The sequence below is a fragment of the Microbacterium hydrocarbonoxydans genome, assembly GCF_011752045.1.
Taxonomy (GTDB): Bacteria; Actinomycetota; Actinomycetes; order Actinomycetales; family Microbacteriaceae; genus Microbacterium.
In genome coordinates this window covers 191,759-215,439 of sequence record NZ_JAAKXW010000002.1, presented here as the reverse complement: position 1 = coordinate 215,439, position 23,681 = coordinate 191,759, and the positions used below count along the sequence as shown (strand labels likewise).

General features: G+C 69.4%; 16 protein-coding genes. 15 read left to right on the top strand and 1 reads right to left on the bottom strand.

Annotation, left to right across the window (positions count from 1 at the left end; translation table 11 throughout):
• Nucleotides 1-153: 153 nt before the first annotated feature.
• The 5 genes from G6G98_RS09290 to G6G98_RS09270 all read left to right on the top strand — a co-directional run bounded on the left by G6G98_RS09290 (nt 154) and on the right by G6G98_RS09270 (nt 6,492).
• A complete protein-coding gene (locus G6G98_RS09290; protein ID WP_164234710.1) occupies nt 154-1,713 on the top strand; it encodes an HNH endonuclease signature motif containing protein in 1,560 nt (519 codons plus the stop codon).
• Between the two features lie 480 nt (nt 1,714-2,193).
• Entirely contained in the window at nt 2,194-2,859 is a 666-nt protein-coding gene (locus G6G98_RS09285; protein WP_067347388.1) for a GntR family transcriptional regulator, read from the top strand.
• Nucleotides 2,856-4,382 carry an MmgE/PrpD family protein gene (locus G6G98_RS09280; protein WP_164234817.1) on the top strand — a complete coding sequence of 509 codons (1,527 nt, stop codon included), beginning with the start codon at nt 2,856-2,858 and terminating at the stop codon, nt 4,380-4,382. The genes G6G98_RS09285 and G6G98_RS09280 overlap by 4 nt, the downstream gene beginning before the upstream one ends.
• Nucleotides 4,382-5,296: a methylisocitrate lyase gene (gene prpB, locus G6G98_RS09275; protein WP_164234816.1), complete on the top strand. Its 915-nt coding sequence runs from the start codon at nt 4,382-4,384 to the stop codon at nt 5,294-5,296. Before G6G98_RS09280 ends, prpB begins: the two co-directional genes overlap by 1 nt.
• 2 nt (nt 5,297-5,298) lie before the next feature.
• Nucleotides 5,299-6,492: a bifunctional 2-methylcitrate synthase/citrate synthase gene (locus G6G98_RS09270; RefSeq protein WP_067355201.1), complete on the top strand. Its 1,194-nt coding sequence runs from the start codon at nt 5,299-5,301 to the stop codon at nt 6,490-6,492.
• Nucleotides 6,493-6,505: 13 nt separating this feature from the next.
• Here the strand turns inward: G6G98_RS09270 and G6G98_RS09265 are convergent, their stop codons facing one another.
• Nucleotides 6,506-7,477 (bottom strand): acetylxylan esterase, encoded by a 972-nt coding sequence (locus G6G98_RS09265; RefSeq protein WP_067355205.1) that lies wholly within the window; start codon nt 7,475-7,477, stop codon nt 6,506-6,508.
• Nucleotides 7,478-7,660: 183 nt separating this feature from the next.
• On the opposite strand from G6G98_RS09265, the gene G6G98_RS09260 reads away from it, so the two are divergent.
• The 10 genes from G6G98_RS09260 to G6G98_RS09215 all read left to right on the top strand — a co-directional run bounded on the left by G6G98_RS09260 (nt 7,661) and on the right by G6G98_RS09215 (nt 23,672).
• Nucleotides 7,661-11,929, top strand: a complete 4,269-nt coding sequence (locus G6G98_RS09260) for a family 43 glycosylhydrolase (RefSeq protein WP_164234815.1) — start codon at nt 7,661-7,663, stop codon at nt 11,927-11,929.
• Between the two features lie 147 nt (nt 11,930-12,076).
• A complete protein-coding gene (locus G6G98_RS09255; protein ID WP_164234814.1) occupies nt 12,077-13,087 on the top strand; it encodes a LacI family DNA-binding transcriptional regulator in 1,011 nt (336 codons plus the stop codon).
• Between the two features lie 327 nt (nt 13,088-13,414).
• Nucleotides 13,415-14,737, top strand: coding sequence for an ABC transporter substrate-binding protein (locus tag G6G98_RS09250; RefSeq protein ID WP_164234813.1), 1,323 nt, complete (start codon nt 13,415-13,417; stop codon nt 14,735-14,737).
• A 70-nt stretch (nt 14,738-14,807) separates the two neighbouring features.
• Nucleotides 14,808-15,710 carry a carbohydrate ABC transporter permease gene (locus G6G98_RS09245; RefSeq protein ID WP_164234812.1) on the top strand — a complete coding sequence of 301 codons (903 nt, stop codon included), beginning with the start codon at nt 14,808-14,810 and terminating at the stop codon, nt 15,708-15,710.
• Between the two features lie 7 nt (nt 15,711-15,717).
• Nucleotides 15,718-16,704 carry a carbohydrate ABC transporter permease gene (locus G6G98_RS09240; RefSeq protein WP_347877967.1) on the top strand — a complete coding sequence of 329 codons (987 nt, stop codon included), beginning with the start codon at nt 15,718-15,720 and terminating at the stop codon, nt 16,702-16,704.
• 1 nt (nt 16,705) lies between these two features.
• Nucleotides 16,706-18,001, top strand: a complete 1,296-nt coding sequence (locus G6G98_RS09235) for an arabinan endo-1,5-alpha-L-arabinosidase (protein ID WP_164234811.1) — start codon at nt 16,706-16,708, stop codon at nt 17,999-18,001.
• Nucleotides 17,998-18,636, top strand: coding sequence for a YesL family protein (locus G6G98_RS09230; protein ID WP_164234810.1), 639 nt, complete (start codon nt 17,998-18,000; stop codon nt 18,634-18,636). The genes G6G98_RS09235 and G6G98_RS09230 overlap by 4 nt, the downstream gene beginning before the upstream one ends.
• Before the next feature lie 75 nt (nt 18,637-18,711).
• A complete protein-coding gene (locus G6G98_RS09225; protein WP_067355225.1) occupies nt 18,712-20,211 on the top strand; it encodes an alpha-N-arabinofuranosidase in 1,500 nt (499 codons plus the stop codon).
• Nucleotides 20,211-21,206, top strand: a complete 996-nt coding sequence (locus tag G6G98_RS09220; protein WP_164234809.1) for an arabinan endo-1,5-alpha-L-arabinosidase — start codon at nt 20,211-20,213, stop codon at nt 21,204-21,206. The genes G6G98_RS09225 and G6G98_RS09220 overlap by 1 nt, the downstream gene beginning before the upstream one ends.
• A gap of 45 nt (nt 21,207-21,251) precedes the next feature.
• Nucleotides 21,252-23,672 (top strand): beta-L-arabinofuranosidase domain-containing protein, encoded by a 2,421-nt coding sequence (locus tag G6G98_RS09215; protein ID WP_067355231.1) that lies wholly within the window; start codon nt 21,252-21,254, stop codon nt 23,670-23,672.
• Nucleotides 23,673-23,681 lie beyond the last annotated feature (9 nt).

Genomic DNA, 23,681 nt, shown 5'->3' with positions numbered 1-23,681 from the left:
GGGAGTCCGCCTCGCGGTGGTTCCGGTCGCAGCCGGGGTGGGAGCGCAGGGGTTTCACCCGCACGAACTGCGACCGGAATCGAGGTCGGAAAAGCATCTCCGATCTGGGGAAACCGGCGTCGCAATGTCGGTGGCCCTCGGCAGAATTGAGGTATGAACAGCCCCGCCGCTCTCGTCACCCAGGTCGCTTCCGGCCTGCGTGAGCTGCTGTCCGGCGACACGCTCGCTGGGCTGTCGGATGCCGACCGCGCGGCGCTTCTGGTGGGTCTCGGCGAGGTGTCGAGGTTGACCGATGCGGCGACGGTGGAGGTGGTGGCGACGGCGGATGTGGAGTTCGGTCACCGGTTCGGATGCCGCGGGATGAACGAACTCCTCCGCCGCGCCACCCTGGTCGATGCGCCGACGGCGGGGAGGATCATCCGTGCTGCCGACGCGGTGGCGCGGGAGGTGAGTCTGGTGTCGGGGGAGCGGATGCCGGCTCGCTGGCCTGCGATGCGCGAAGCCCTCCTGGGCGGTGCCGTCGGCGTGACCGGTCTGCTGGCTGCGGTGGGGCCGGTGGAGGCGGCGCGGGATCGGATCAGCCTGGAGGAGCGCCTGTGGGCGGATGCGAACCTCGCCGCGTTCGCGCGGGGCGAGGAGCTCCCGGATGCGGATGCGGATGCGGATGCCGACGTCGACGACGCGGATGGTGACCCGACCGACGTGAACGCGAATGCCGACGTCGAAGACGACGCCACTGCAGGCACGGACGGCGATGCGTCCGGTCACGGTCCGCGGGCATCGGCGGAGGACTTGACACTGTTCGCGAGTGCTCTCGCGGTGGGGTTGGATCCCGACGGGGCGGAGCCTTCGGACTTGGAGGCGCAGTCGCGTCGGCACTTCACCGTCGGGCGGTTGCGCAACGGCGTGCATCCGGTGCACGGAAACGTGATCCCGGAGGTCGCTGCGGCATGGCAGTTGATCGCCGACGCGTACAACAACCCGAAGGTCGGCGGCGCTCCCGCTCCTGGGGTGCGGTTCGAGCCCGCCGAGGACGAGGCCAATACCGGCCCCGATGGCCTCGATGGCCCTGAGGGGGAGGACAGGTTCAATACCGATCCGCGGAACCTGATCGATGCCCGCACGCCCGGGCAGAAGCGTCACGACGCTCTCGCCGCCGTGTTGGGCATCGCCGCCCGCCACGAGGAGATGCCGTCGCTGGGTGGCGCGGCCCCGACCCTGGTGGTGCATGTGGATGCGAAGGATCTCGCCACTGGGACGGGGTGGGCGACGATCCCGGGCGCGGAAACTCCGGTTCCGTTGTCCGTGGCCGCGCACACGGCGTGTACGGGTGCGGTTCAGCGGGTGCTGTTCGACGAGGGCCGGATCATCGGGATCTCCACGACCGATCGGGTGTTCACCGTCCACCAAAGACGCGCGATCATCGCCCGCGACCGGGAGTGTCTCATCCCCGGGTGCCACGTCCCCGCATCCTGGTGCGAGATCCATCACGTCCACGAACACGCGAAGGGCGGGCCCACTCATACGGACAATGGGGTGCCGTTGTGTTGGTGGCATCACCGGTCGCTGGATCATTCCGGGTGGGAGATCCGGATGAACAACGGCCTGCCGCGGATCCGGGGTCCGGAGTGGTGGGACCCGCAACAGCGATGGCGCACCCCGCGACACTCCGTCCCGGTGAAACCACCCCGAAGACCGGTGCTGCGCACCTGATGCATCCGCAGCATCCGCAGCCTAGTGTCGTACGTCGGAAGGGGCGTTTCGACTCGCTCCGCTCGCTCAACGACCGCGAGGCGAACCCCTCCGGCAGCGCGTTTCGACTTGCTGCGCTCGCTCAACGACCGGAATCTTTACCTGAAGTCGTGCTCCGGAAGGGGCGTTTCGACTCGCTTCGCTCGCTCAACGACCGGGCGGTGGTGTTCGGGTTCCGAGCGGAGCGATGGATGTCGTGGGGAAGCTGGCACCGGGTCTGGCGGGAGCACGCCGAAGGCGAGCGAGGGCATGTCTTCCCCACGGCATCCATCGCGCAGCGCCCCACAAGCGAACCCCCGAAGCGACCCACGAGAAACCCCCCCCGCAGCGACCCACAAGAAGCCATGCGCTGACAAGCCACCCGCCACGACTATGTATACGAAAGTCGAAGCAAGCGTCGCCTGAGTATCAACACGCGCAGTTTATGTATACACTGACCCCATGACCCTCGCCGCCGATCGGACCACCGCGAGCGATCGCGCGTATGCCGATCTGCTCGACGGCATCCAGTCCGGCGCCCTGCCCGCAGGGTACGTGCTCGGCGAGGTCGAGCAGGCGGCGCGGCTCGGGATCAGCCGCACGCCGATGCGTGAGGCGCTGCGCCGGCTCGCCGCCGACGGACTCGTCGTGCAGCAGTCGCCGCGGGTGACGGTGGTCGCCGATCTCGATGCCGACGACATCCGCGCCCTGTTCGAGATCCGCCGCGCGCTGGAGGAGACCTCGGCCCGGCTCGCCGCCACCCGCGGAGACGCCGCGCTCTTCGCGGCACTCGCCGACGAGTTCAGCCACGTCGACCTCGACGCCGATGAGGGCCGCGACGCCTACTACGCGCTCATCGCCCGCTTCGACGCCGCCCTCGATGCGGCCGTCGACAACGACTACATCGCCGCCGCTCTCCGCACCGTGCGCACCCACCTCGTGCGCGTCCGGCGGATGGCCCGCGACAAGCCCGCCCGGCTCGCAGCATCCGCCGCCGAGCATCGCACCATCGCGCAGGCTCTCGCCGCCCGCGACGGCGACCTCGCCGCGCACGCCACCCACGTGCACCTGCACAACGCCCTCACCGGCATCCTCGACTCCCTCACCGACAGCGAAGGACAACCATGACCGTCACCCATCACGTCCGCGTCCACCGCAGCGAAGAGAACCTCGCCCGTGAGGATCAGCTCGCCTGGAAGATCGCCGAGGTCGCCGTCGACCCGGTCGAAGTCGAGACCGCCGTCGTCGACATGATCATCAACCGCATCATCGACAACGCCTCGGTGGCCGCGGCATCCCTCACCCGCGGGCCCATCAACGCGGCCCGCGCGCAGGCTTTCAGCCACCCCGTGTCCACCGGCGGCCACGGCGCCACCGTCTTCGGCGCGGCCCTCGACCACCGCACCAGCCCCGAGTGGGCGGCCTGGGCGAACGGCGTGGCCGTGCGCGAGCTCGACTACCACGACACGTTCCTCGCCGCCGAGTACTCGCACCCCGGCGACAACATCCCGCCGATCCTCGCCGTCGCCCAGCACGTCGGGTCCGACGGCCGCGCTCTCGTTCGCGGCATCGCCACCGGCTACGAGATCCAGATGGACCTCGTCCGCGCGATCTGCCTGCACAAGCACAAGATCGACCACGTCGCCCACCTCGGGCCGTCGGCCGCCGCCGGCATCGGCACCCTGCTCGGACTCGACGCGGAGACGATCTACCAGGCCGTCGGCCAGGCCCTGCACACCACCACGGCGACCCGTCAGAGCCGCAAGGGCGAGATCTCCACCTGGAAGGCGCACGCCCCGGCCTTCGCCGGCAAGATGGCCGTCGAGGCCGTCGACCGTGCCATGCGCGGGCAGACCAGTCCCGCCCCGATCTACGAGGGCGAGGACGGCGTCATCGCCTGGATGCTCGACGGCAAGGATGCCGCGTACGAGGTGCCGCTGCCGGCATCCGGCGAGCCGAAGCGCGCCATCCTCGACTCGTACACGAAGGAGCACTCCGCCGAGTACCAGGCGCAGGCGCTCATCGATCTCGCCCGCCGTCTCGGCGCCGAGAACCCGGCGCTGCGCGACCCCGCGAACGTCGAGGCCATCGTCATCCACACCAGCCACCACACCCACAACGTGATCGGCTCCGGCGCGAACGACCCGCAGAAGTACGACCCGACGGCGTCGCGCGAGACCCTCGACCACTCGATCCCGTACATCTTCGCGGTCGCGCTGCAGGACGGCGGCTGGCACCACGTCGACTCCTACACCCCCGAGCGTGCCGGCCGCGCCGACACCGTCGCGCTGTGGCGGAAGATCACCACCGCCGAGGATGCCGAGTGGACGCGTCGCTACCACTCGGAGGACCCTGACGAGAAGGCGTTCGGCGGTCGCGTCGAGATCCGCCTCACCGACGGCACCACCGTCGTCGACGAGATCGCCGTCGCCGACGCGCATCCGCTCGGCGCCCGGCCTTTCGTCCGCGAGAACTACATCGCGAAGTTCCGCCTTCTCGCAGGGCCCGTCCTGGAGCCGGCAGAGATCGAGCGCTTCCTCGAGCTCGTGCAGCGACTTCCGGAGCTCACCGCCGCCGAGGTCGGCGAGCTGTCGATCATCGCGAAGCCCGGTCTGCTGGAGAACGGGGACGCTCCGAAGGGGCTGTTCTGATGCTGTACTCCACCGTCACCCCGGCGGAGAAGCGGAGGCTGTTCCGCGAGCGTCTGGCGAGCGGCGAGCTGCTGCGCTTCCCCGGCGCGTTCAATCCGCTGAGCGCCCGGCTCATCGAGCAGAAGGGCTTCGAGGGCGTCTACATCTCGGGCGCCGTGCTCTCCGCCGACCTCGGCCTGCCGGACATCGGCCTGACAACGCTCACCGAGGTCGCCGGCCGGGCGAAGCAGATCGCCCGGATGACGGACCTGCCCGCGATCGTCGACGCCGACACCGGCTTCGGCGAGCCGATGAACGTCGCCCGCACCATCCAGGAGCTCGAGGATGCCGGGCTCGCCGGCACCCACATCGAGGACCAGGTCAACCCGAAGCGCTGCGGCCACCTCGACGGCAAGAGCGTCGTCGATGCCGACACCGCGATCAAGCGCATCCGCGCCGCCGCCGACGCCAGGCGGGACGCGAACTTCCTCATCATGGCGCGCACCGACATCCGCGCCGTCGAGGGGCTGGATGCCGCGATCGACCGAGCCAAGGCCCTGGTGGACGCCGGGGCCGACGCGATCTTCCCCGAGGCGATGCGCACTCTCGAGGAGTTCGAGGCCGTCGCGAACGCGGTGGACGTGCCGATCCTCGCCAACATGACCGAGTTCGGCAAGAGCGAGCTGTTCTCCGTCGACCAGCTGCGCGGCGCCGGCGTGCGCCTCGTGATCTGGCCGGTGTCGCTGCTGCGCATCGCGATGGGCGCGGCGGGCCGCGCACTGGATACGCTGAACGACGACGGGCACCTGTCGTCGCGGCTCGGCGAGATGCAGCACCGCGCCGACCTCTACGACCTCATCGACTACGAGTCGTACAACCACTTCGACTCCGGCGTCTTCAATTTCACGATCGAGCGGGACCTCACGAAGGAGTGACCATGACCGAGCCGGACATCAGGAAGGGCCTCGCCGGGGTCGTCGTCGACACCACGGCGATCTCCAAGGTCAACCCCGAGACCAACAGCCTGCTCTACCGCGGGTACCCCGTGCAGGAGCTGGCCGCGACCCAGTCGTTCGAGGCGGTCGCCCACCTGCTCTGGCATGGCGAGCTGCCGGATGCCGCGCAGCTGGCGGAGCTGCGTGCCACCGAGCGCGCGCACCGCGCACTCGCCCCGCAGGTGAAGGCCGTGATCGACGGCCTTCCCGTCGACTCTCACCCGATGGACGAGGTGCGCACGGCGGTCAGCGCGATCGGCGCGATCGAGACCGCGGGCACCACGAACGTGCTCGACGCCGTCGGCACCCCCGAGCAGAACCTCGAGCGCAGCCTGCAGCTGTTCGCCGCGCTCCCGGCGATCGTCGCCTACGGCCAGCGCCGTCGGCGTGGACTCGACGCGCTCGAGTCCCGCGACGATCTCGACTACGCGGCGAACTTCCTCTGGCTGACCTTCGGCGAGGAGCCGGACCCGGTCGTGGTCGCCGAGTTCAACCGCTCGATGATCCTGTACGCGGAGCACTCCTTCAACGCCTCGACGTTCACGGCGCGGGTGATCACGTCGACCCTCAGCGACCTGTACTCGGCCGTCGTCGGTGCGATCGGCGCGCTCAAGGGCCCGCTGCACGGCGGCGCCAACGAGGCCGTGCTGCACATCTTCGACGAGATCGGGTCCGCAGACAACGTCGTGCCCTGGCTCGACAAGGCCCTCGCCGAGAAGCGCAAGATCATGGGCTTCGGCCACCGCGTGTACAAGCGCGGCGACTCGCGCGTGCCGACCATGAAGTCCGCGCTCGACCGGCTCGTGGAGCACTACGACCGTCCGGAGGTCGCGGAGCTCTACTCCCGGCTCGAGGAGGAGTTCGTGTCCCGCAAGGGCATCTACCCGAACCTCGACTATCCGTCGGGTCCGGCGTACAACCTGATCGGCTTCGACACGGTCACGTTCACGCCGCTGTTCGTCGCCGCGCGCATCACGGGCTGGACCGCTCACATCATCGAGCAGCAGGCTTCGAACGCGCTGATCCGCCCGCTCTCGGCCTACGACGGCGTCGACGAGCGGCACATCGACGGATACGTGCCCACGGAGGCGGAGCGGGCCGCCGCCGAGCGCCTCGAGGAGAACGCCGCCGGCTGAGCGTGCGCGACGCTCACGCGGAGAAGCGCTCCGCCAGCCACTCGGCCTGGCGCACCCACTGCACGATCTGCCCGCCCTCGTGCCCGTTGAACTCGTACACCTCGATCTCGGCATCCGACGACCTCAGGTGGTTGAAGGCGGCGAACACGCTCGAGGGCAGCACGACCGCGTCCATGAGCGCGACCGAGAACAGGGCGGGGGCGGTGATCCGCCGGGCGAAGTTCACGCCGTCGAAGTACGAGAGCGTCTCGAAGACGTCCTCGACACGTCCGCGTCGCACCGCGAGGTAGCGCTCGACCTCCTTGAACGGGTTCTCCGGGGTCAGCTCCACGGATCGCCGGAAGTGGCACAGGAACGGCACGTCCGGCATCACCGCCGACACGTCCGGATGCAGCGCGGCAGCCGCGAGGCTGATGCCCCCGCCCTGGCTGCCGCCGGTCACGGTGATGCGCCCCGCGTCGGCGGACGGCAGCTGCTTCACCGCGTCGACGAGCAGCGTGGCGTCGGTGAAGACGCGGCGGTAGAAGTACGTCTCGGGACTCGAGATGCCGCGGGTCATGAACCCGGGCACCGCGCCCTCGGAGCCGTGCGGGTCGGGGGTGTCACCGCCGGAGCCCCACCCGCTGCCCTGGCCGCGGGTGTCCATGAGCACGTGCACGTACCCGGCTGACGCCCACTGCAGCCGCTCGCCCGGCACCCCGCGTCCGCCGTTGTAGCCGATGTACTCCACGACCACCGGCAGCCGCTCGTCGGTCCGGGGGCGCGTGATCCACGCGCGGATCGGCTCGCCGCCGAAGCCGCTGAACGTGAGGTCCTCGACGATCAGCTGCGTGATCGGCGTCGCGGCGGGGCGAACCTCCGGTGCGGTCGCGAGAGCGCGCGACTCGGAGAGGGTGCTCGTCCAGAAGTCGTCGAATCCGGCGGGCTCGGCCACCTCGGGGCGGAAGTCGCGGAGCAGGTCGAGAGGGAGGTCAGTCAGGGCCACCCGCGTCACAATAGCGCACCGGGTGCGGCCCCTCCGGATGCCCGGAAAGCGCTCGCCTTGAAGTTCCAACGTTTACGCGAGGGCGGGTTGGGTGATCGGCCTCGACATCCCTTCTCGGCTCAGATATGTTGACGTCATCACATTTATGTGTTGACGTCAACACTTCTCCCGATAGGAACAACGATGTCCTCTTCGAAGTCTCGACCGCGCCGCCTCGGCGCCGGCCTCGTCGCCGCGAGCGTCGCGGCCGGCGCGCTGCAGTTCGCGCCTTCCGCCGCGCATGCGGTGGAACCCGATGCCGTGCTCACACCCAACCCTGCCGTCACCGGCCCCGCATTCGAAGGCTGGGGGACCAGCCTCGTCTGGATGGCGAACGCCACCGGCGACTATCCCGCTGCCCTGCGCACCCAGCTCATCGACACGCTCTTCGCCGACGACGGGCTGAACCTCAACATCGCCCGGTACAACATCGGCGGCGGCAACGCGAGCGACGTCGACGACTACCTGCGTGCGGGCGGGGCCGTGGATGGGTGGTGGAATTCCGACGCACCGCTGACCGACGGGAGCGGCGCGATCACCTCGACCTACGCCGACCGCGACCGCTATCTCGCCGCGTGGACCGGCACGCAGGCGAGCGACTACGACTTCACGGCCGACGCGACCCAGCTCGCCTGGGTCGACGAGATCAAGGACCGCGTGACGAAGTGGGAGGCGTTCAGCAATTCGCCGCCCTACTTCATGACCGAGAGCGGCTACGTCTCGGGCGGTTTCGACGCGAACGCGGAGCAGATCAGGTCGGATGCGGTGGAGAAGTTCGCGACCTACCTCGTGACGGTCGCCGAGCATGTCGAGGACGCGCACGGCATCTCGTTCGACACGATCGATCCGCTGAACGAGCCGAACACGAACTACTGGGGCACGACTCTCGGCGGCGAGGGCGCGCCCACCGGCGGTCGACAGGAGGGAGCACACGCAGGCCCCGCGATGCAGGCCCAGGTCCTCACCGCCCTCGAGGGGGCGCTCGCCGGCTCGACCACCGATGCGGGCGTCTCCGGACCCGATGAGACGAACCCCTCGCTCTTCGTGGCGGACTGGAGCGGCTGGACCCCGGAGGCGAAGGCGGCCGTCGACCAGTTGAACGTGCACACATACGGCACTGGCGACCGGCTGCGCGTGCGCGACATCGCGAAGGCGGCGGGCAAGCCGCTGTGGATGAGCGAGGTCGAGGGCAACTGGGGCGGCAGCACCTGGAACCCGACGTCGATCGAGAACGGTCTCGGGATCGCCCAGCACATCACCGATGACCTGCGCGAACTGGATCCTTCGGCATGGGTGCTCTGGCAACCCGTCGAGGACCTCTACAACATGGAGAAGGCCGAGAAGCTCAACTGGGGATCGGTCTTCATCGACTTCGACTGCAACGCCGACGGCGACTCCGTGCGACGCGTCGCCGACGGCGACGCCGACCCGTCCTGCAAGGTCGTCACCAACACGAAGTTCGACACGCTGCGCAACTTCACACATCACATCGAGCCCGGTGACCGAATCGTGCCCACGAATGACGCGCAGACCACCAGCGCCGTGAAAGCCGACGGCGACGGCGCGGTGCTCGTGCACACCAACGCGTCCACCTCGGCGCAGACCGTGCGGGTCGACCTCTCCCGCTTCGGCACGATCGCCTCCGGGGCGACCGTCACCCCGATCGTCACGACCGAGTCGCCCGCCACGGCGCCGTCGTCGAACGCGCTCGTGGCGGGCGGCGCCGTGCCGGTCGAGCCGTCGACGAAGTCTGCGGTCCTCACCGTCCCGGCGAAGTCCGTCGTCACCTTCGTCGTCGACGGGGTCAGCGGCGCGGCGTCCGACGCCCCTGCCCTCCGCGACGGCGACACCGTACGGCTCGTCGGCGTGCAGAGCGGCAAGCCCGTCACCGTCACAGCTGGCAACCCGGCCACCGTGCTCGGAGACGCCGCGTCGCCCGACGCCGACGCCACCCAGCTCTGGACCGCGACGCGCATCGCCGAGGGTGACGGCACGACGCGCGACCGCTTCGTGCTCCGTCTCGCCGACGGACGCGCCCTCGCCGCCGATGCGAACGGCACGACCCTGCGGGAGATCAGCGATGAGGATGCCGCAGTCGACCCCTCCGTGCAGTGGCTCGCCAGCAGCACCGACGGTGCGACCTTCTCGCTCCTGAACGCCGCGCACGAGCGGGTGCTCGACGTCAGCGGACAGTCGACCGCGGTCGGCGCGACCGTCGGTCTCTGGCCGTCGAACGGGGGAGCGAACCAGACTTTCCGACTCGCCGACGCCGACGCCCAGGTCGGCCCGACCTACACGAGCTTCCGCCCGGGGCGGCCCTGGCTCGACGACAACGGCAACGTCATCCAGGCGCACGGCGGACAGGTCGTCCCCTCCACGGATGCCGAGGGCCGGACGATCTACTACCTGTATGGCGAGGACCGCACCAACGGCTACCACTCGGCGCCCGGCGTGCACGTGTACAGCTCGTACGACCTCTACAACTGGAAGGACGAGGGTCTCGCCCTGCGGGCGCTCTCCTCGACGGCGCAGTTCGACGAGCCGTACTTCGCGGCCCTCTACGGCGACTACACGCAGGCTCAGAAGGATGCCGTCTACCGCGATCTCGGCACGACGCCGGTCGCGGGCGTTACCCCGCCGATCATCGAACGGCCCAAGGTCATCCACAACGAGGCCACCGGAAAATGGGTGATGTGGGCGCACATGGACGGGCCCTCCGACACGTCGACCGCCCAGTACGCCAAGGCGAAGGCCGGCGTCGCGATCGCCGACTCGCCGTTCGGACCGTTCCGCTACATCGAGAGCATGCCGCTGAATCACTCGGCCGAGGGGTGGGGGACCCCGGGCATGGCGCGCGACATGAACCTGTTCGTGGACGACGACGGCACCGGGTACATCATCTACTCCAGCGAGGACAACGCGACGATGTACATCTCGAAGCTCAACGAGGACTACACGGGCCTCGCGACCCCGGCCGACGAGGCCGTGGAGGGCGTGGACTACAACCGGATCTTCGCGGGCTGGTCCCGCGAGGCGCCGGCGCTGTTCAAGCATGACGAGCGGTACTTCCTGCTGACGTCGGGCACGAGCGGCTGGTCACCGAACCCGACGAAGTACGCCACGGCCACGGACCTCATGGGCGAGTGGACCGAGATCGGCAACCCGTTCCCGTGGTGGGCGCAGAACGACTCGTGGAACACCCAGCCGACGTCGGTGGTCCCCGTCGACCGGGAGAGCGGGAAGTACATCTACATGGGCGACCGCTGGAACGGTGGGTCCGACGACGCGCTGCGCAACGCGCCTCTGGTGTGGTTGCCGCTGAACATGGGCGAGGGCGGCGACACGCTGTCCGTCGAGGTGTACGACGAATGGACCCTTGGCCAGCTCGACCAGTGGGCGGCGTGGAGCGTCTCGGGAGTCCCGGCGACGCTGCCGGTCGGCGGCTCGCTCGACACGACGACCGTCACCGTACGGCAGAACGGCGTCGAGACCACCCAAGCCGTGACCTGGAGCGTCTCCGGTTCGACGGCGGCGCCGGGCGTGGTCACCGCGACCGGCGCACTGCCCGACTTCGGCGGCCGCACCTTCACCCGCTCGATCCCGGTCGTGCCGGACGGCCTCCGGTATGCGGTGAACGCCGGGGGCCAGGAGACGGCCGACTGGCTGGCGGTGAAGGCTTTCGGTGGAGAGGACCTCCTCAACAGCGAGGCCGATCACGCCCACGGAGCGGATGCCGCCACCGACGCGTCCTGGGGCTGGATCAGCGAGGGCAGCAAGACCAGCGGCACCGCGGAGGGCACGATGTTCTCGACTCTCCGCTATGCCGTCGAGGGACGCGATCTCGCGTACCGGTTCGGGGATCTCGAACCCGGCACGTACAGCGTCCATGTCGGGTACGCGGACCCGTGGGATCAGTGGGACGACCGCGGCGCGCAGGTCAGCGTGAACGGTGCCGTCGTCGAGGCGGACCACGACTACGCGGCGGCGAACGAGTCTCGCTCCTACGGCGACATCACCGTCGGGTCGGCGGGCGAGATCGAGCTGCTCCTGCATCCGACCCGAGGCGCGGACGTTCAGGTGAGCTGGATCATGATCGCGCTCGACGCCGCGGCGCCCCAGCCCGCACGCCTCGATGTCACCTTCACGGCGACGGCCACGTGCGTCGGGAAGAAGGCGGTCGTCAGGACTTCGCTGGGCAACGCGTCCGTCGTGGAGGTGGAAGCAGACATCGAATCGAAGGATGGTCGGAAGTCGATCGTCGCCGTCGCCCCCGGGGCGGAGGCGACTCGGGAGTTCGCGACGCGCAAGCCCAAGCTCGCGGCGGGTGTCGTGACGGCGACGGTGCGCGGCGAGATCGACGGGAAGCTCGTGACCACCACACTGGATGCGGACTACGGCGCGAAGCGCTGCTGATCCATAGCGGGACCGTCCTGCGGAGCGAGATGCTCCGTGGGACGGTCGCCGGATCAGCGGTGTGAAGCGGGCGGGCCGATAGGGTGAACTCGCAGCGGCCCAGAGCTTCTGCAACGTTGTAGACTGATCGCGACACAGGGGGTGCTCATGGCGGCGACGCTGCACGACGTGGCGAGGATCGCCGGCGTCTCGATCAAGACGGTGTCGAACGTCATCAACGACTATCCGCACATCCGCCCGGCGACGCGCGAGAAGGTCGAGGCCGCGATCGCCGAGCTCGGCTACACGCCGAACCTCACGGCGCGCAACCTCCGCTCAGGGCGCACGGGGGCGATCGCCCTCGCTCTGCCCGACCTCAGCCTCGCGTACTTCGCCGAGCTCGCCGCGCAGGTCATCCACGAGGCCGAGGCGGCCGGGGTGGTCGTGCTCGTGGAGCAGACCGGCGCCGATCGGGATCGCGAGCTCGAGCTGCTGCGCAGTCCCCGCCTCAAGCTCACCGACGGGCTCATCTTCAGCCCGCTGGGGATGGGGCAGGAGGATGTCGCCGCGCTCGATGTCTCCTACCCGATGGTGCTGCTCGGCGAGCGCATCTTCGACGGCCCGACCGACCATGTGACGATGCGCAACGTGGAGGCCGCCCGGGCCGCGACGGAGTACCTCATCGCCCAGGGGCGGCATCGGATCGCCGTCGTCGGCGCGCACGAGGGAGAGGTCATCGGCTCCGCCGCCCTCCGCCTGCAGGGGTATCGCGAAGCCCTGGAGGGGGCCGGCATCCCGTACGACGACGAGATCGTCGGCTACACGACGCTCTGGCACCGCGCGAACGGCGCCGACTCGATGCGCGAGATCCTCGCCAGGGGCGTGGACTTCGACGCCGTCTTCGGTTTGAACGACACGCTCGCCCTCGGCGCGATGCGCGTGCTGCAGGAGGCCGGCCGCCGGGTGCCGGACGATGTCGCCGTGGTCGGCTTCGACGGCCTCGACGAGGCGGAGTACTCGATCCCGTCGCTCACCACCGTCGACCCCGGCCGGGACTGGATCGCGAAGACCGCCGTTTCGACGCTGCTCAAGCGGATCTCCGGCGGCACGGATGCCGAGCCGCGCACGCTGCTCTCCGACTTCCGCATCCTCGCTCGCGAGTCCGCACCCTCCGCCTGACCCGCCTCTCCCGGCACCCGCGCCCCCGCACCCGCGCCCCGGCACGGCACCGCGCTGTCCCGACCGCCCCGCGCTCCGCGTCCGGAGCCGGTCGCGGGGTCAGAAGCGCACCGGAGAACCGCTTCGGGGGTGCTTTCGGCCCCGCACCCCCGTCGAGATGCGCTTGTGGCCTCCCATCGCGGAAGACGCGATTGACAGCCCGCCGGATCCGGGTCACAATGTCTCTACAACGTTTACGTACAACGTTGTAGAACGAGTGAGATCGCTCCAGCGGACCACCCCCGAGCGATGACATCGAAGTCAGCTCCCGAGAGGAAACACAGCACAATGAAGTCACGGATCCTGGCCGCGACGGGCGTGATCGCGCTCGCCACCGCCACCATCACCGGATGCTCGAGCGCAGGCGCCGCCGGTGGCGACAGCGACACCCTCACCTTCATGTTCCGCGGCAGCGACGCGGAGAAGGCGGCGTACACGGCTGCCATCGAGCAGTTCGAGAAGGACAACGACGTCGACGTCAAGATCATCATGACGACCGCCGACGAGTACTCCACCAAGCTCAAGGCGGCGATCACCGGCAAGCAGATCCCCGACGTCTTCTACGTCGACCCGGGCAGCGTCCAGGCCTACGTGAAGTCCGGCATCATCAAGGACATCACCGAGGAGGTCGAGGCGTCCGCCGACCTCGACAACGTCTGGGCGTACGGCGTCGACAGCTACCGCTTCGACGGGAAGATCATGGGCGAGGGCGCGATCTACGCGATGCCCAAGGACATCGGCCCGTTCTCCTTCGGCTACAACAAGACGATGTTCGAGGCCGCCGGCATCCCGCTGCCCTCCACCGACACCCCCTACACCTGGGACGAGTTCATCGACGTCGCCGAGAAGCTCACCCTCGACACCGACGGCGACGGCACCCTCGACCAGTGGGGCACCGGCCTGAACGTGCAGTGGAACCTGCAGTCCTTCGTCTGGTCGAACGGCGGCGACTGGCTCAACGAGGACCACACCGAGGTCACCGTCGACACCCCGGAATTCGCCGAGGCGCTGCAGTTCTTCGCCGACATGTCGAACGTCGCGAAGGTCACCCCGTCCACCACGGACGCGCAGACGCTGGACACCTACCAGCGCTGGATGCAGGGACAGATCGGGTTCTTCCCGGTCGGCCCGTGGGACGTGCCCACCTACGAGAAGCTCGACTTCGAGTGGGACCTGATCCCCTACCCGGCCGGAGCCACCGGTGAGACCGCGACCTGGACCGGCACTCTGGGCATCGCCGTCGCGGAGACCACGAAGAACGCGGAGCTCGCCACGAAGCTCGCGATCTACCTCTCGACCGACGAGACCGCGCAGCAGTCGCTGGTCGACGCGGGCGTGCAGATCCCGAACCTCAAGGACATGGCCGACACCTGGGTCTCCGAGTCCACCCTTCCGCCGGCGAACAAGCAGGAGTTCCTCGACGTCGCGAACGACTACGGCCGCGCGCTCCCGGCGAACACCACCTACTCCGCCGAGTGGTACGACGAGCTGTTCAAGAACATCCAGCCCGTCCTCGACGGCGAGCAGACGGCCGCCGACTACCTCGCCGAGGTGCAGCCGCGCATGCAGGAGCTGCTGGACAAGGCCAACGCGGACGCCGGCATCGGCTGATCGAATCCCGGGGCCGGCCCCGCGCCGGCCCCGGGGCACCAGCCCGACCGTCCCACAGAACGAGGTGACCATGTCCACGACGACCGTCCGCCGATCCCGGCTGCACCGCCGCGAGCATCTTGCCGCCGCCGCCTTCATCGCGGTGCCGGTGCTCGGGTTCCTGATCTTCATCGCCTACCCGCTCCTGTTCGCCGTGTACGCGTCGTTCACGAAGTGGAACGGCCTCAGCGACCCGGTCTTCAACGGCCTCGACAACTACGTCGAGATGTGGAACGACCCGTACTTCTGGCAGGCGATGGGCAACACGGTGTTCATGATGATCGGCATCCCGATCGGACTGATCATCTCCCTGCTGCTCGCCCTCGCGCTCAACCGCAAGATGCGCGGCACCACCTTCTTCCGCACCGTCTACTACGTGCCCGTGATCTCCTCGCTCGCCGCGGTGGCGATCCTCTGGCAGTGGGCGTACAACGGCGACTTCGGCCTGGTCAACCAGGTGCTCGGATTCTTCGGCATCGAAGGCCCGAACTGGCTGCAGAACACCGACACCGCCAAGCCCGCGATCATCATCATGGCGATCTGGAAGGGGCTCGGCTTCTCGATGCTCCTCTACCTGGCGGCCCTCCAGTCGGTGCCGCGGCACCTGTACGAGGCGGCCTCGATCGACGGGGCCGGTGCGCTCTCGCAGTTCCGCCACATCACGATCCCGATGCTGCGGCCGGTGACGTTCTTCCTGGTCGTCACCAGCATCATCGGCGGCGCGCAGATCTTCATCGAGATCAACATCATGACCCCCACCGGAGGCCCCGAGTTCTCCACCGCATCCATCGTCTGGTACATCTGGCAGAAGGCGTTCAACTACCTCCAGATGGGCTACGCGACATCGATGTCGGTCGTCCTGGGACTGCTGGTCTTCGTCATCACGGCGATCCAGTTCCAGGTCAACCGCCGGTCCCAGTTCTCCATCGAGTGAGGCAGCCATGACTCTTTCAGCCCCTGGCGCTCAGACAGCCCCGGACGTCGACCCTGCGCCCGGCACCATGACCACCGTGCTCCCCGCGACGGCCCGCCGCAGGCTCCCCCGCCGCGTCGCCGGCGGCTCCGGTGGCTCGTCCGCCCCCGTCGGCACCCGCTCGCGCTCCTACCGCATGACGAACGTGATCGTCACGATCATCCTGTCGATCGGCGGGATCGTGATGATCGCTCCGCTGCTGTGGACGTTCAGCACCTCGTTGAAGACCAAGGAGGCGGTGTTCGCCCTCCCGCCGCAGTGGATCCCCGACCCGGTGCAGTGGGACACCTACATCCGCGTCTGGACGGCGGGCCCCCTCGCCAGCGGCATCTGGAACAGCGTCATCGTCTCGGTCAGCGTGACCGTGGTCGGCACGGTCAGCTCGGCGATCGCGGCCTTCGCGTTCGCGAAGATGCGCCTGCCGTTCAAGAACGTCGTGTTCCTGGCGATGCTCTCCGCGATCATGATCCCGTTCCCGACGATCATGATCCCGCAGTTCAAGATGTTCGCGGATGCCGGCATGGTCGACACGCTGTGGCCGCTGATCCTGCCAGGGCTGTTCGGCAACATCGTGATGATCTTCTTCCTCCGCCAGTTCCTCGACTCCGTGCCCGACTCGATCATCGAGGCGGCCAAGCTCGACGGCGCCGGCTACCTGCGGATCTTCTTCACGCTGATCTTCCCGGCGATCCGCCCCGCCGTCGCCGCGCAGTTCATCCTGTGGTTCATGGCCGTGTGGAACGACTACCTCGCGCCGATCATCTACCTGAACTCCCCGGAGAGGCAGACGCTGCAGCTCGTCATCGCGAGCTTCAACGCCACCTACGCCAGCCAGACCGACTATCCGCTGATCATGGCCGCGTCGTTCATCGCGCTGGTCCCTGTCCTGGTCGTGTTCGTCGTCTTCCAGCGGCAGATCATCGAGTCCGTCGCACTGAGCGGATCGAAGGCCTGAGATGACGATCCTCACGAGCGATCCGAGCAGCTGGGGAGCGCGCAACGCGCACGACCCGACGGTGGTGCGCGGCGACGACGGCCTCTGGTACATGTTCTCCACGGATGCCGCGGCCGACGTATCCGGCTTCCCGGTGGGCGCGCACGTGCGCACCTCTCCTGACCTGGTGACCTGGTCGTTCCACGGGACCGCCCTGGGCGAGGTGCCGACACCTGCGCGCGAGTGGAGCGGAGCCGAGGGGCTCTGGGCGCCGGAGGTGGTGCGCTGGCCGACCACCGACGGCAGCACGCGCTGGCACATGTACTACTCGGCCTCCACGTTCGGCTCGCGCACCTCGGCCATCGGCCTCGCGACCGCCGAGAGCCCGGCCGGTCCCTGGACGGATCAGGGCATCGTGGTGGCCACCCTCCACGACCGCGACGCGCACAACGCGATCGACGCCGCTGTCTCCTTCGACCGCGATGGCCGGCCGTGGATGATCTACGGGTCGTTCTTCGGCGGCATCCACATCGTCGAGCTGAACCCGGAGACCGGGATGCGGCTGCGCGAGGAGACCGGCACGCTGATCGCCCGCCGGCCCGCCAGCGTCGACGGCGCGATCGAGGGCGCGTACGTGCAGTACCGCGCCGAGGAGGACCGGTTCGTGCTGTTCGTGTCCTACGACTCGCTCGCGAGCACCTACAGCGTGCGTGTCGGCGTCGCCGACGAGATCACCGGCCCGTACCGGGATGCCGCAGGCAGGGACATGACCTCGCCGGAGCCGGAGACGGCGGTCGAGGCCGGCACCAAGGTGCTCGGCGGTCACCGCTTCCCCGGCGGCACCGGGCTCATCGCGCCGGGGCACAACTCCGTCTTCACCGACGGCGACGCGACCTTCATGGTGCACCACGTGCGGCTGGCGGATGCGCCGACGCAGCACGAGGCGCAGATCCGCCGGGTGCACTGGACCGCGGGCGGGTGGCCGCTGGTGTCGCCGCACCCCTTCGCCGGGCCCGGCACCGAGCGGCTGAGCACCGCGGCGCCGGCCTCGGGGGAGTGGGATGCCGTGCGCTTCGCGCCCGAGGTGCCGGGCCTCATCGAGGCGCAGCGGGTGACGATCGCGTCGGATGCCGTGTCCGACGGCGAGCCGGTCGCGGCGAGGCTGGACGTGGGTGGGCTGGACGAGGCCGATCGCGTCGTCCTCGACGCCGTCGTCTTCGGCGCCTGGGACCCGGTCGCCGCGCGCACCGTGCTCGCGTTCAGCGGCATCGACGCGCACGGCGTGGTGTGGAGCGGCTCCCAGGCGGTGACCTCATGAGCGCCGAAGCGCTCGCCGGCGCCGGCTGGACGGGCCGTGTCATGCAGGTCCTGCACGTCGCGACGGCGCTGATCGCGGTGAACCTCATGTTCCTGCTCGGCACGCTGTTCGGGCTCGGCGTGCTCGGTCTCATGCCGGCATCGGTCGCGGCATCCGCCGTTCTGCGCCGCGGCGACCTGCTCACCGGAACCGCCGAGGGCGGAGTCGTGCGCACCTTCTGGGCGCGCTACCGCGCCGAGTTCGGCCGGGCGAACCTCGCCGGCATCCCGTTCGGCCTCGCGGCCGCGCTCCTCGCGGCGGATGCCGTGGTGCTGCCGCAGCTCCAGGGGCCGGTGTCGGCCGCGCTGCTCGTCTTCACGGGCGTCCTCGCCTCCGTCGCGCTGGTCAGCGCGATCACGACGGTCGTGCTGCTCTCGCGCTACGACGACCGGCCGGCCGCCGTGCTCCGCTTCGCCCTGCTGCTGCCGATGACCTCCGTGCCGACGGCACTCGGCGTGCTCGTCGTCATCGCCGCCTGGACCGTCATCGTCGGTGCCGTCCCGGTCCTCCTGCCGCTGGCAGGCGTCGCGATCCCGCTCGCGATCGCCGTGCGGCTGATCGACCGCCGCCTGGATCGCATCGACGACGCCGGCTGACGGCATCCGCTCTTCCCCACCCGCATACCTCGTCGCGCTGCGTCGCAGCCGGCCCGTCCCACAGAAGGAACATCCGTGACCAAGGCACGCATCTCCATCGACCGCGAGGCGGTCGTCGCCCCGATCGACCGGCGCATCTTCGGCTCGTTCGTCGAGCATCTCGGCCGCTGCGTCTACGACGGCATCTACGAGCCCGGCCACCCGACCGCGAACGAAGACGGCTTCCGCCTCGACGTCGTGGACCTGGTGCGCGAGCTCGGCTCGACCACGATCCGCTACCCCGGCGGCAACTTCGTCTCGGGCTTCCGCTGGGAGGACTCGGTCGGTCCGCGCGATCAGCGCCCGGTGCGCCGCGACCTCGCCTGGCACTCCATCGAGACCAACCAGGTCGGCGTCGACGAGTTCTCCCGCTGGCTGAAGCTCACCGGCTCCGAATTGATGATGGCGGTGAACCTCGGCACCCGCGGCATCGAGGCCGCCCTCGACCTGCTCGAGTACTGCAACCACCCGTCCGGCACCGCGCTCAGCGACCAGCGCATCGCGAACGGCACCGTCGAGCCGCACGACATCCGCATGTGGTGCCTCGGCAACGAGATGGACGGCCCCTGGCAGACCGGCTACATGACCGCGGAGGACTACGGCAAGATCGCCGCCCGCACCGCGCAGGCCATGAAGGCGGCCGACAAGGACCTCGAGCTCGTGGTCTGCGGCTCGTCCGGCTCGGGGATGCCGACCTTCGGCGACTGGGAGCGCACGGTGCTCGAGCACGCGTACGAGCACGTCGACTTCATCTCCTGCCACGCGTACTACCAGGAGCGCGGCGGCGACCTCGCCTCGTACCTGGCGTCGTCGCTGGACATGCAGTACTTCATCGAAACAGTCGTCTCCACGGCCGACCACGTCGGCAACAAGCTCAAGTCGTCGAAGAAGATCAAGCTCTCCTTCGACGAGTGGAACATCTGGTACCTCGACGAGCACCAGGCGTCCGATGAGGTCAACGACGAGTGGCGCATCGCCCCTCGCCAGCTCGAGGACGTCTACTCGGTGGCGGATGCCGTGGTGCTGGGCAACCTGCTCATCACGCTGCTGAAGAACCACGACCGGGTCGCCTCGGCATCCCTCGCCCAGCTCGTCAACGTGATCGCCCCGATCATGACCGAGCCCGGCGGCGACGCGTGGCGGCAGACGACGTTCTTCCCGTTCTCGGTGACCTCGCGCCTGGCGAAGGGTGAGATCGTGAAGCCGCGCATCGACGTGGGCACGTACGACACGATGGTGTACGGCAAGGCGCCGCTCGTCGATTCGGTGGTCACGACCGACGGAACGAACTCGGCGGTGTTCCTGGTGAACCGGAGCCAGACCGAGTCGATCGAGGTCCAGATCGCGGCGTCCGAGCTGGGCGTCTCGTCGATCGACGAGGCCGTCACGCTGTGGGATGACGACGTGTACGCGAAGAACACGCTCCAGGATCAGAACCGGGTCGGCCTGAAGGCGCTCGAGGGTGCGACGCTCGCCGACGGCGTGCTCACCGTCACGCTGCCCCCGGTGTCCTGGTCGGCGCTCGCCCTCTCCTGATGGGCATCGTCCGGCGCCTGGCAGGCGCTGTCGCCGCACTCCTCGCCGCGGCGGCGCTGGCCGGGTGCGGGGCCGTCGTGCCGGCGGCGCCCGAGCTCTCGGGCGACGTGTTCGTGCACGACCCCGCCTACGTCGCGACCGACGACGGGCACTTCGTGTACTCGACGGGCAACGGGCAGATCGGCGACGGCAACATCCAGATCCGCCGGTCCGACGACGGGGCGAGCTGGGAGTACGCCGGCGAGGTCTGGGCTTCGAAGCCGCAGTGGCTCGCCGAGGCGGTGCCCGGCGTCGACAACCTCTGGGCGCCGGACCTGTACGAGCACGACGGCACCTGGTACCTCTACTACTCGGCGTCCACGTTCGGCAGCAACAGGTCGGTGATCGCGCTGGCGACGAACACGACGCTCGACCCGGAGGACCCGGGGTACGAGTGGGTCGACCGCGGCGCGGTCATCGCCTCGGAGGGCACCGACTTCAACGCGATCGATGCCGGGGTCGTCGAGGACGAGGACGGCGCGCCCTGGATGGCGTTCGGATCGTTCTTCTCCGGCATCCATATCGTGCCGCTGGAGTGGCCGAGCGGGATGCCGGCTGCCGGCGGAGAGCCCGTGCTGATCGCCGACCGCGGACTCCTGGAGAACGCCATCGAGGCGCCGTACATCGTGCCGCGCGACGGCTGGTACTACCTGTTCGTGTCGCGGAACCTCTGCTGCAAGGGCGTCGACAGCACCTACGAGATCGTCGTCGGGCGGTCGAGGGCGGTGACCGGCCCGTACCTGGATGCCGACGGCGGCGCGCTGCTCGACGACGGCGGCACGGTCGTGCTGTCCGGCGAGGGCGACCGGATCGGTCCCGGCGGTCAGTCGACGTCCGGCGACCTGCTCGCCTTCCACTTCTACGACGGCGCGGCCGACGGCGTGCCGACCCTCGGCATCCTGCCGATCACCTGGCGCGACGGATGGCCCGCGGTCGAGTGGCCTTCCGGAACCTGAGCACAGCGCGTAGGCTGTGACCGGTCACGGAATCGAAGGAGCTTCATGCGCACGGCATCCGCTCGCCTGGAAGACGTCACGGTCACGGACCCGTACCTCCGCAACGCGCAGGCGAAGACGATCGCCTACCTGCTCGAGCTCGATCCCGAGCGCCTGCTGTACTCCTTCTACCGCAACGCCGGCCTCGAACCGCTCACAGACGAGGGCTACGGAGGATGGGAGCGCGAGGAGGGCACCCGCTTCCAAGGTCACTTCTTCGGCCATGTGATCTCCGCGCTCGCGCAGGCGTGGGCCACGACCGGAGACGAGGAGCTGCTCGCGCGCCTCGAGATCGCCGTGAACGGGCTCGACCGCTGCCAGCGCGCCTACGCGGACGCCGATCCGGATGCAGCCGGATACGTCTCGGCCTTCCCGATCGGTCTGCTCCCCGCCGGCGGCGACGGACTGCTCGTGCCCTTCTACAACCTGCACAAGGTGCTCGCCGGCCTCCTCGACGCGCACCGGTACGCGCCGGGAGACGTCGCGGAGACCGCGCTCGGGGTGGCATCCCGCTTCGCCGCCTGGGTCGAGCGCTACGCCGGATCGCTCGACGACCCGCAGACCATCCTCGACACCGAGTACGGCGGCATGAACGAGGCGCTCTACCGGCTGTACGCGATCACCGGCGACCCCGTGCACAAGCGGGCCGCCGAGCGCTTCGACGAGACCGACCTGTTCCGCAGCCTCGCCGCGGGTGAGGACGTGCTGGCCGGCCGGCACGCGAACACCACCATCCCGAAGCTCGTCGGGGCCCTCACCCGGTACACGGTGCTCGCCGCCGAGCCCGATCTGCCCGCCGAGGAGCGCGCAGAGCTGGAGACGTACCGCGCTGCCGCCGAGAACTTCTGGCGCATCGTCGTGGACGCGCACACCTACGCCAACGGCGCGAACAGCCAGTCGGAGCACTTCCACGCCCCCGGCACCCTGTATGCGCGAGCGCACAGCGGCACCACCACCGGCTACGGCGAGAACTCCACCGCGGAGGGGTGCAACGAGTACAACATGCTCAAGCTGTCCCGCGCGCTGCTCGCCCTCACCGGGGACGTGACCTACGCCGACTACGACGAGTCGACCTTCCTCAACAGCATCCTGGCCTCGCAGAACCCCGAGACCGGGATGGTGACGTACTTCCAGCCGCAGCGCGCCGGCTACGCGAAGGTGTTCGGGCGGCCGTTCGACCAGTTCTGGTGCGACCACGGCACCGGCGTCGAGAGCTTCACGAAGCTCGGCGACGGCATCTACGCCCTCTCCCCGGATGCCGTGACCGTCAACCAGTTCCGCTCCAGCACGCTGCGCGACGCCGCGCGCAACCTGCTCCTCGTGCAGACCGCCGACATCCCCGTGGAGGACACCGTCCGCATCGAGGTGCAGAGCCTCGACGGCGGAGGGCTCGCCGCCCCGGTGACCCTCCGGCTGCGCGTGCCGTCGTGGACCGCCGGGTCGCCGTCGCTCTCCGTGAACGGCTCCCGGCGCGCGCTCGACCCCGAAGCCGGCCACCTCGCCGTGGAGGTCGGGGACGGAGACGTCGTCGAGTACACGATCCCCGCCGAGGTGCGCGTGTCCGCCGGCACCGAGAACCCCGACTGGGTCGCCTTCCGCTACGGGCCGGTGCTCCTGGCCGCCGAGCTCAGCCGCGAGAACGTCGAGGCGAGCTACGAGGCGGGAGTGCTCGTGCAGATGGGCGTGCCAGACCCGTCGCTCACCGGGGAGGTCGTCGTCGACGACCCGAAGGCCTGGCGCGACCTCGTCCGCGAGCACCTCGTGCGGCTGGAGGATGCGGTGGGCGCCGACGGCATCCGCTCCCTGCGCTTCGCGATGCGCGACGTGGATCCGGATGCCGCGACCTGGACATGGCAGCCCTACTACAGCCTCTACGGCGCCCGGTATGCGACGTACGTCACGCTCGTCGCGAGCGGATCGACAGCGCGCGCTTCGGCCGACGACCGCACGCTCGACGCGCTGACCTCCTTCGACAACAACAACTCCGAGGCCGACAAGAACCACCGCTTCCTGCACTCGACGGTGGGCGTGCGCGGCGGCGCGCAGTACCGCGAGGCATCGGCGGATGCCGGGGCGTTCTTCGAGTACGACCTCATCGCCGACCCGGCCGGCACGGTCCTCGGCGTGACGTACAGCGGTGCGGACGCCGGGCGCCGCTTCGACGTGCTCGTGAACGGCACGCTGCTGCGCCGCGAGGTGCTCGAGGACGGGCACGGGGACGGAGTGCTCTACGAGCGTGTCGTCGAGATCCCGGCCGCCGTCCTCGCCGCGGGCGGGTTCAAGCGCGACCAGCACGGCGGGTTCGCCCTCGACGCGGCCGGCCGTCGGATCCCCGTGGCAACCGTGCGCTTCCAGAGCACCGGTGACAGCCCGGTCGGGGGCGTCTACGGCGTCCGCACCCTCCGCGGTCCGCGCGCTTCGGGCTGAGGACGCGCG

What these genes read in the sequence shown, in the direction of transcription:
- G6G98_RS09285 (WP_067347388.1), top strand. Translation starts at nt 2,194, where the DNA reads ATGACCCTCGCCGCCGATCGGACCACCGCGAGCGATCGCGCGTATGCC.
- G6G98_RS09255 (WP_164234814.1), top strand. Translation starts at nt 12,077, where the DNA reads ATGGCGGCGACGCTGCACGACGTGGCGAGGATCGCCGGCGTCTCGATC.
- G6G98_RS09280 (WP_164234817.1), top strand. Translation starts at nt 2,856, where the DNA reads ATGACCGTCACCCATCACGTCCGCGTCCACCGCAGCGAAGAGAACCTC.
- G6G98_RS09290 (WP_164234710.1), top strand. Translation starts at nt 154, where the DNA reads ATGAACAGCCCCGCCGCTCTCGTCACCCAGGTCGCTTCCGGCCTGCGT.
- G6G98_RS09260 (WP_164234815.1), top strand. Translation starts at nt 7,661, where the DNA reads ATGTCCTCTTCGAAGTCTCGACCGCGCCGCCTCGGCGCCGGCCTCGTC.
- G6G98_RS09270 (WP_067355201.1), top strand. Translation starts at nt 5,299, where the DNA reads ATGACCGAGCCGGACATCAGGAAGGGCCTCGCCGGGGTCGTCGTCGAC.
- G6G98_RS09215 (WP_067355231.1), top strand. Translation starts at nt 21,252, where the DNA reads ATGCGCACGGCATCCGCTCGCCTGGAAGACGTCACGGTCACGGACCCG.
- prpB (WP_164234816.1), top strand. Translation starts at nt 4,382, where the DNA reads ATGCTGTACTCCACCGTCACCCCGGCGGAGAAGCGGAGGCTGTTCCGC.
- G6G98_RS09245 (WP_164234812.1), top strand. Translation starts at nt 14,808, where the DNA reads ATGTCCACGACGACCGTCCGCCGATCCCGGCTGCACCGCCGCGAGCAT.
- G6G98_RS09250 (WP_164234813.1), top strand. Translation starts at nt 13,415, where the DNA reads ATGAAGTCACGGATCCTGGCCGCGACGGGCGTGATCGCGCTCGCCACC.
- G6G98_RS09220 (WP_164234809.1), top strand. Translation starts at nt 20,211, where the DNA reads ATGGGCATCGTCCGGCGCCTGGCAGGCGCTGTCGCCGCACTCCTCGCC.
- G6G98_RS09230 (WP_164234810.1), top strand. Translation starts at nt 17,998, where the DNA reads ATGAGCGCCGAAGCGCTCGCCGGCGCCGGCTGGACGGGCCGTGTCATG.
- G6G98_RS09235 (WP_164234811.1), top strand. Translation starts at nt 16,706, where the DNA reads ATGACGATCCTCACGAGCGATCCGAGCAGCTGGGGAGCGCGCAACGCG.
- G6G98_RS09240 (WP_347877967.1), top strand. Translation starts at nt 15,718, where the DNA reads ATGACTCTTTCAGCCCCTGGCGCTCAGACAGCCCCGGACGTCGACCCT.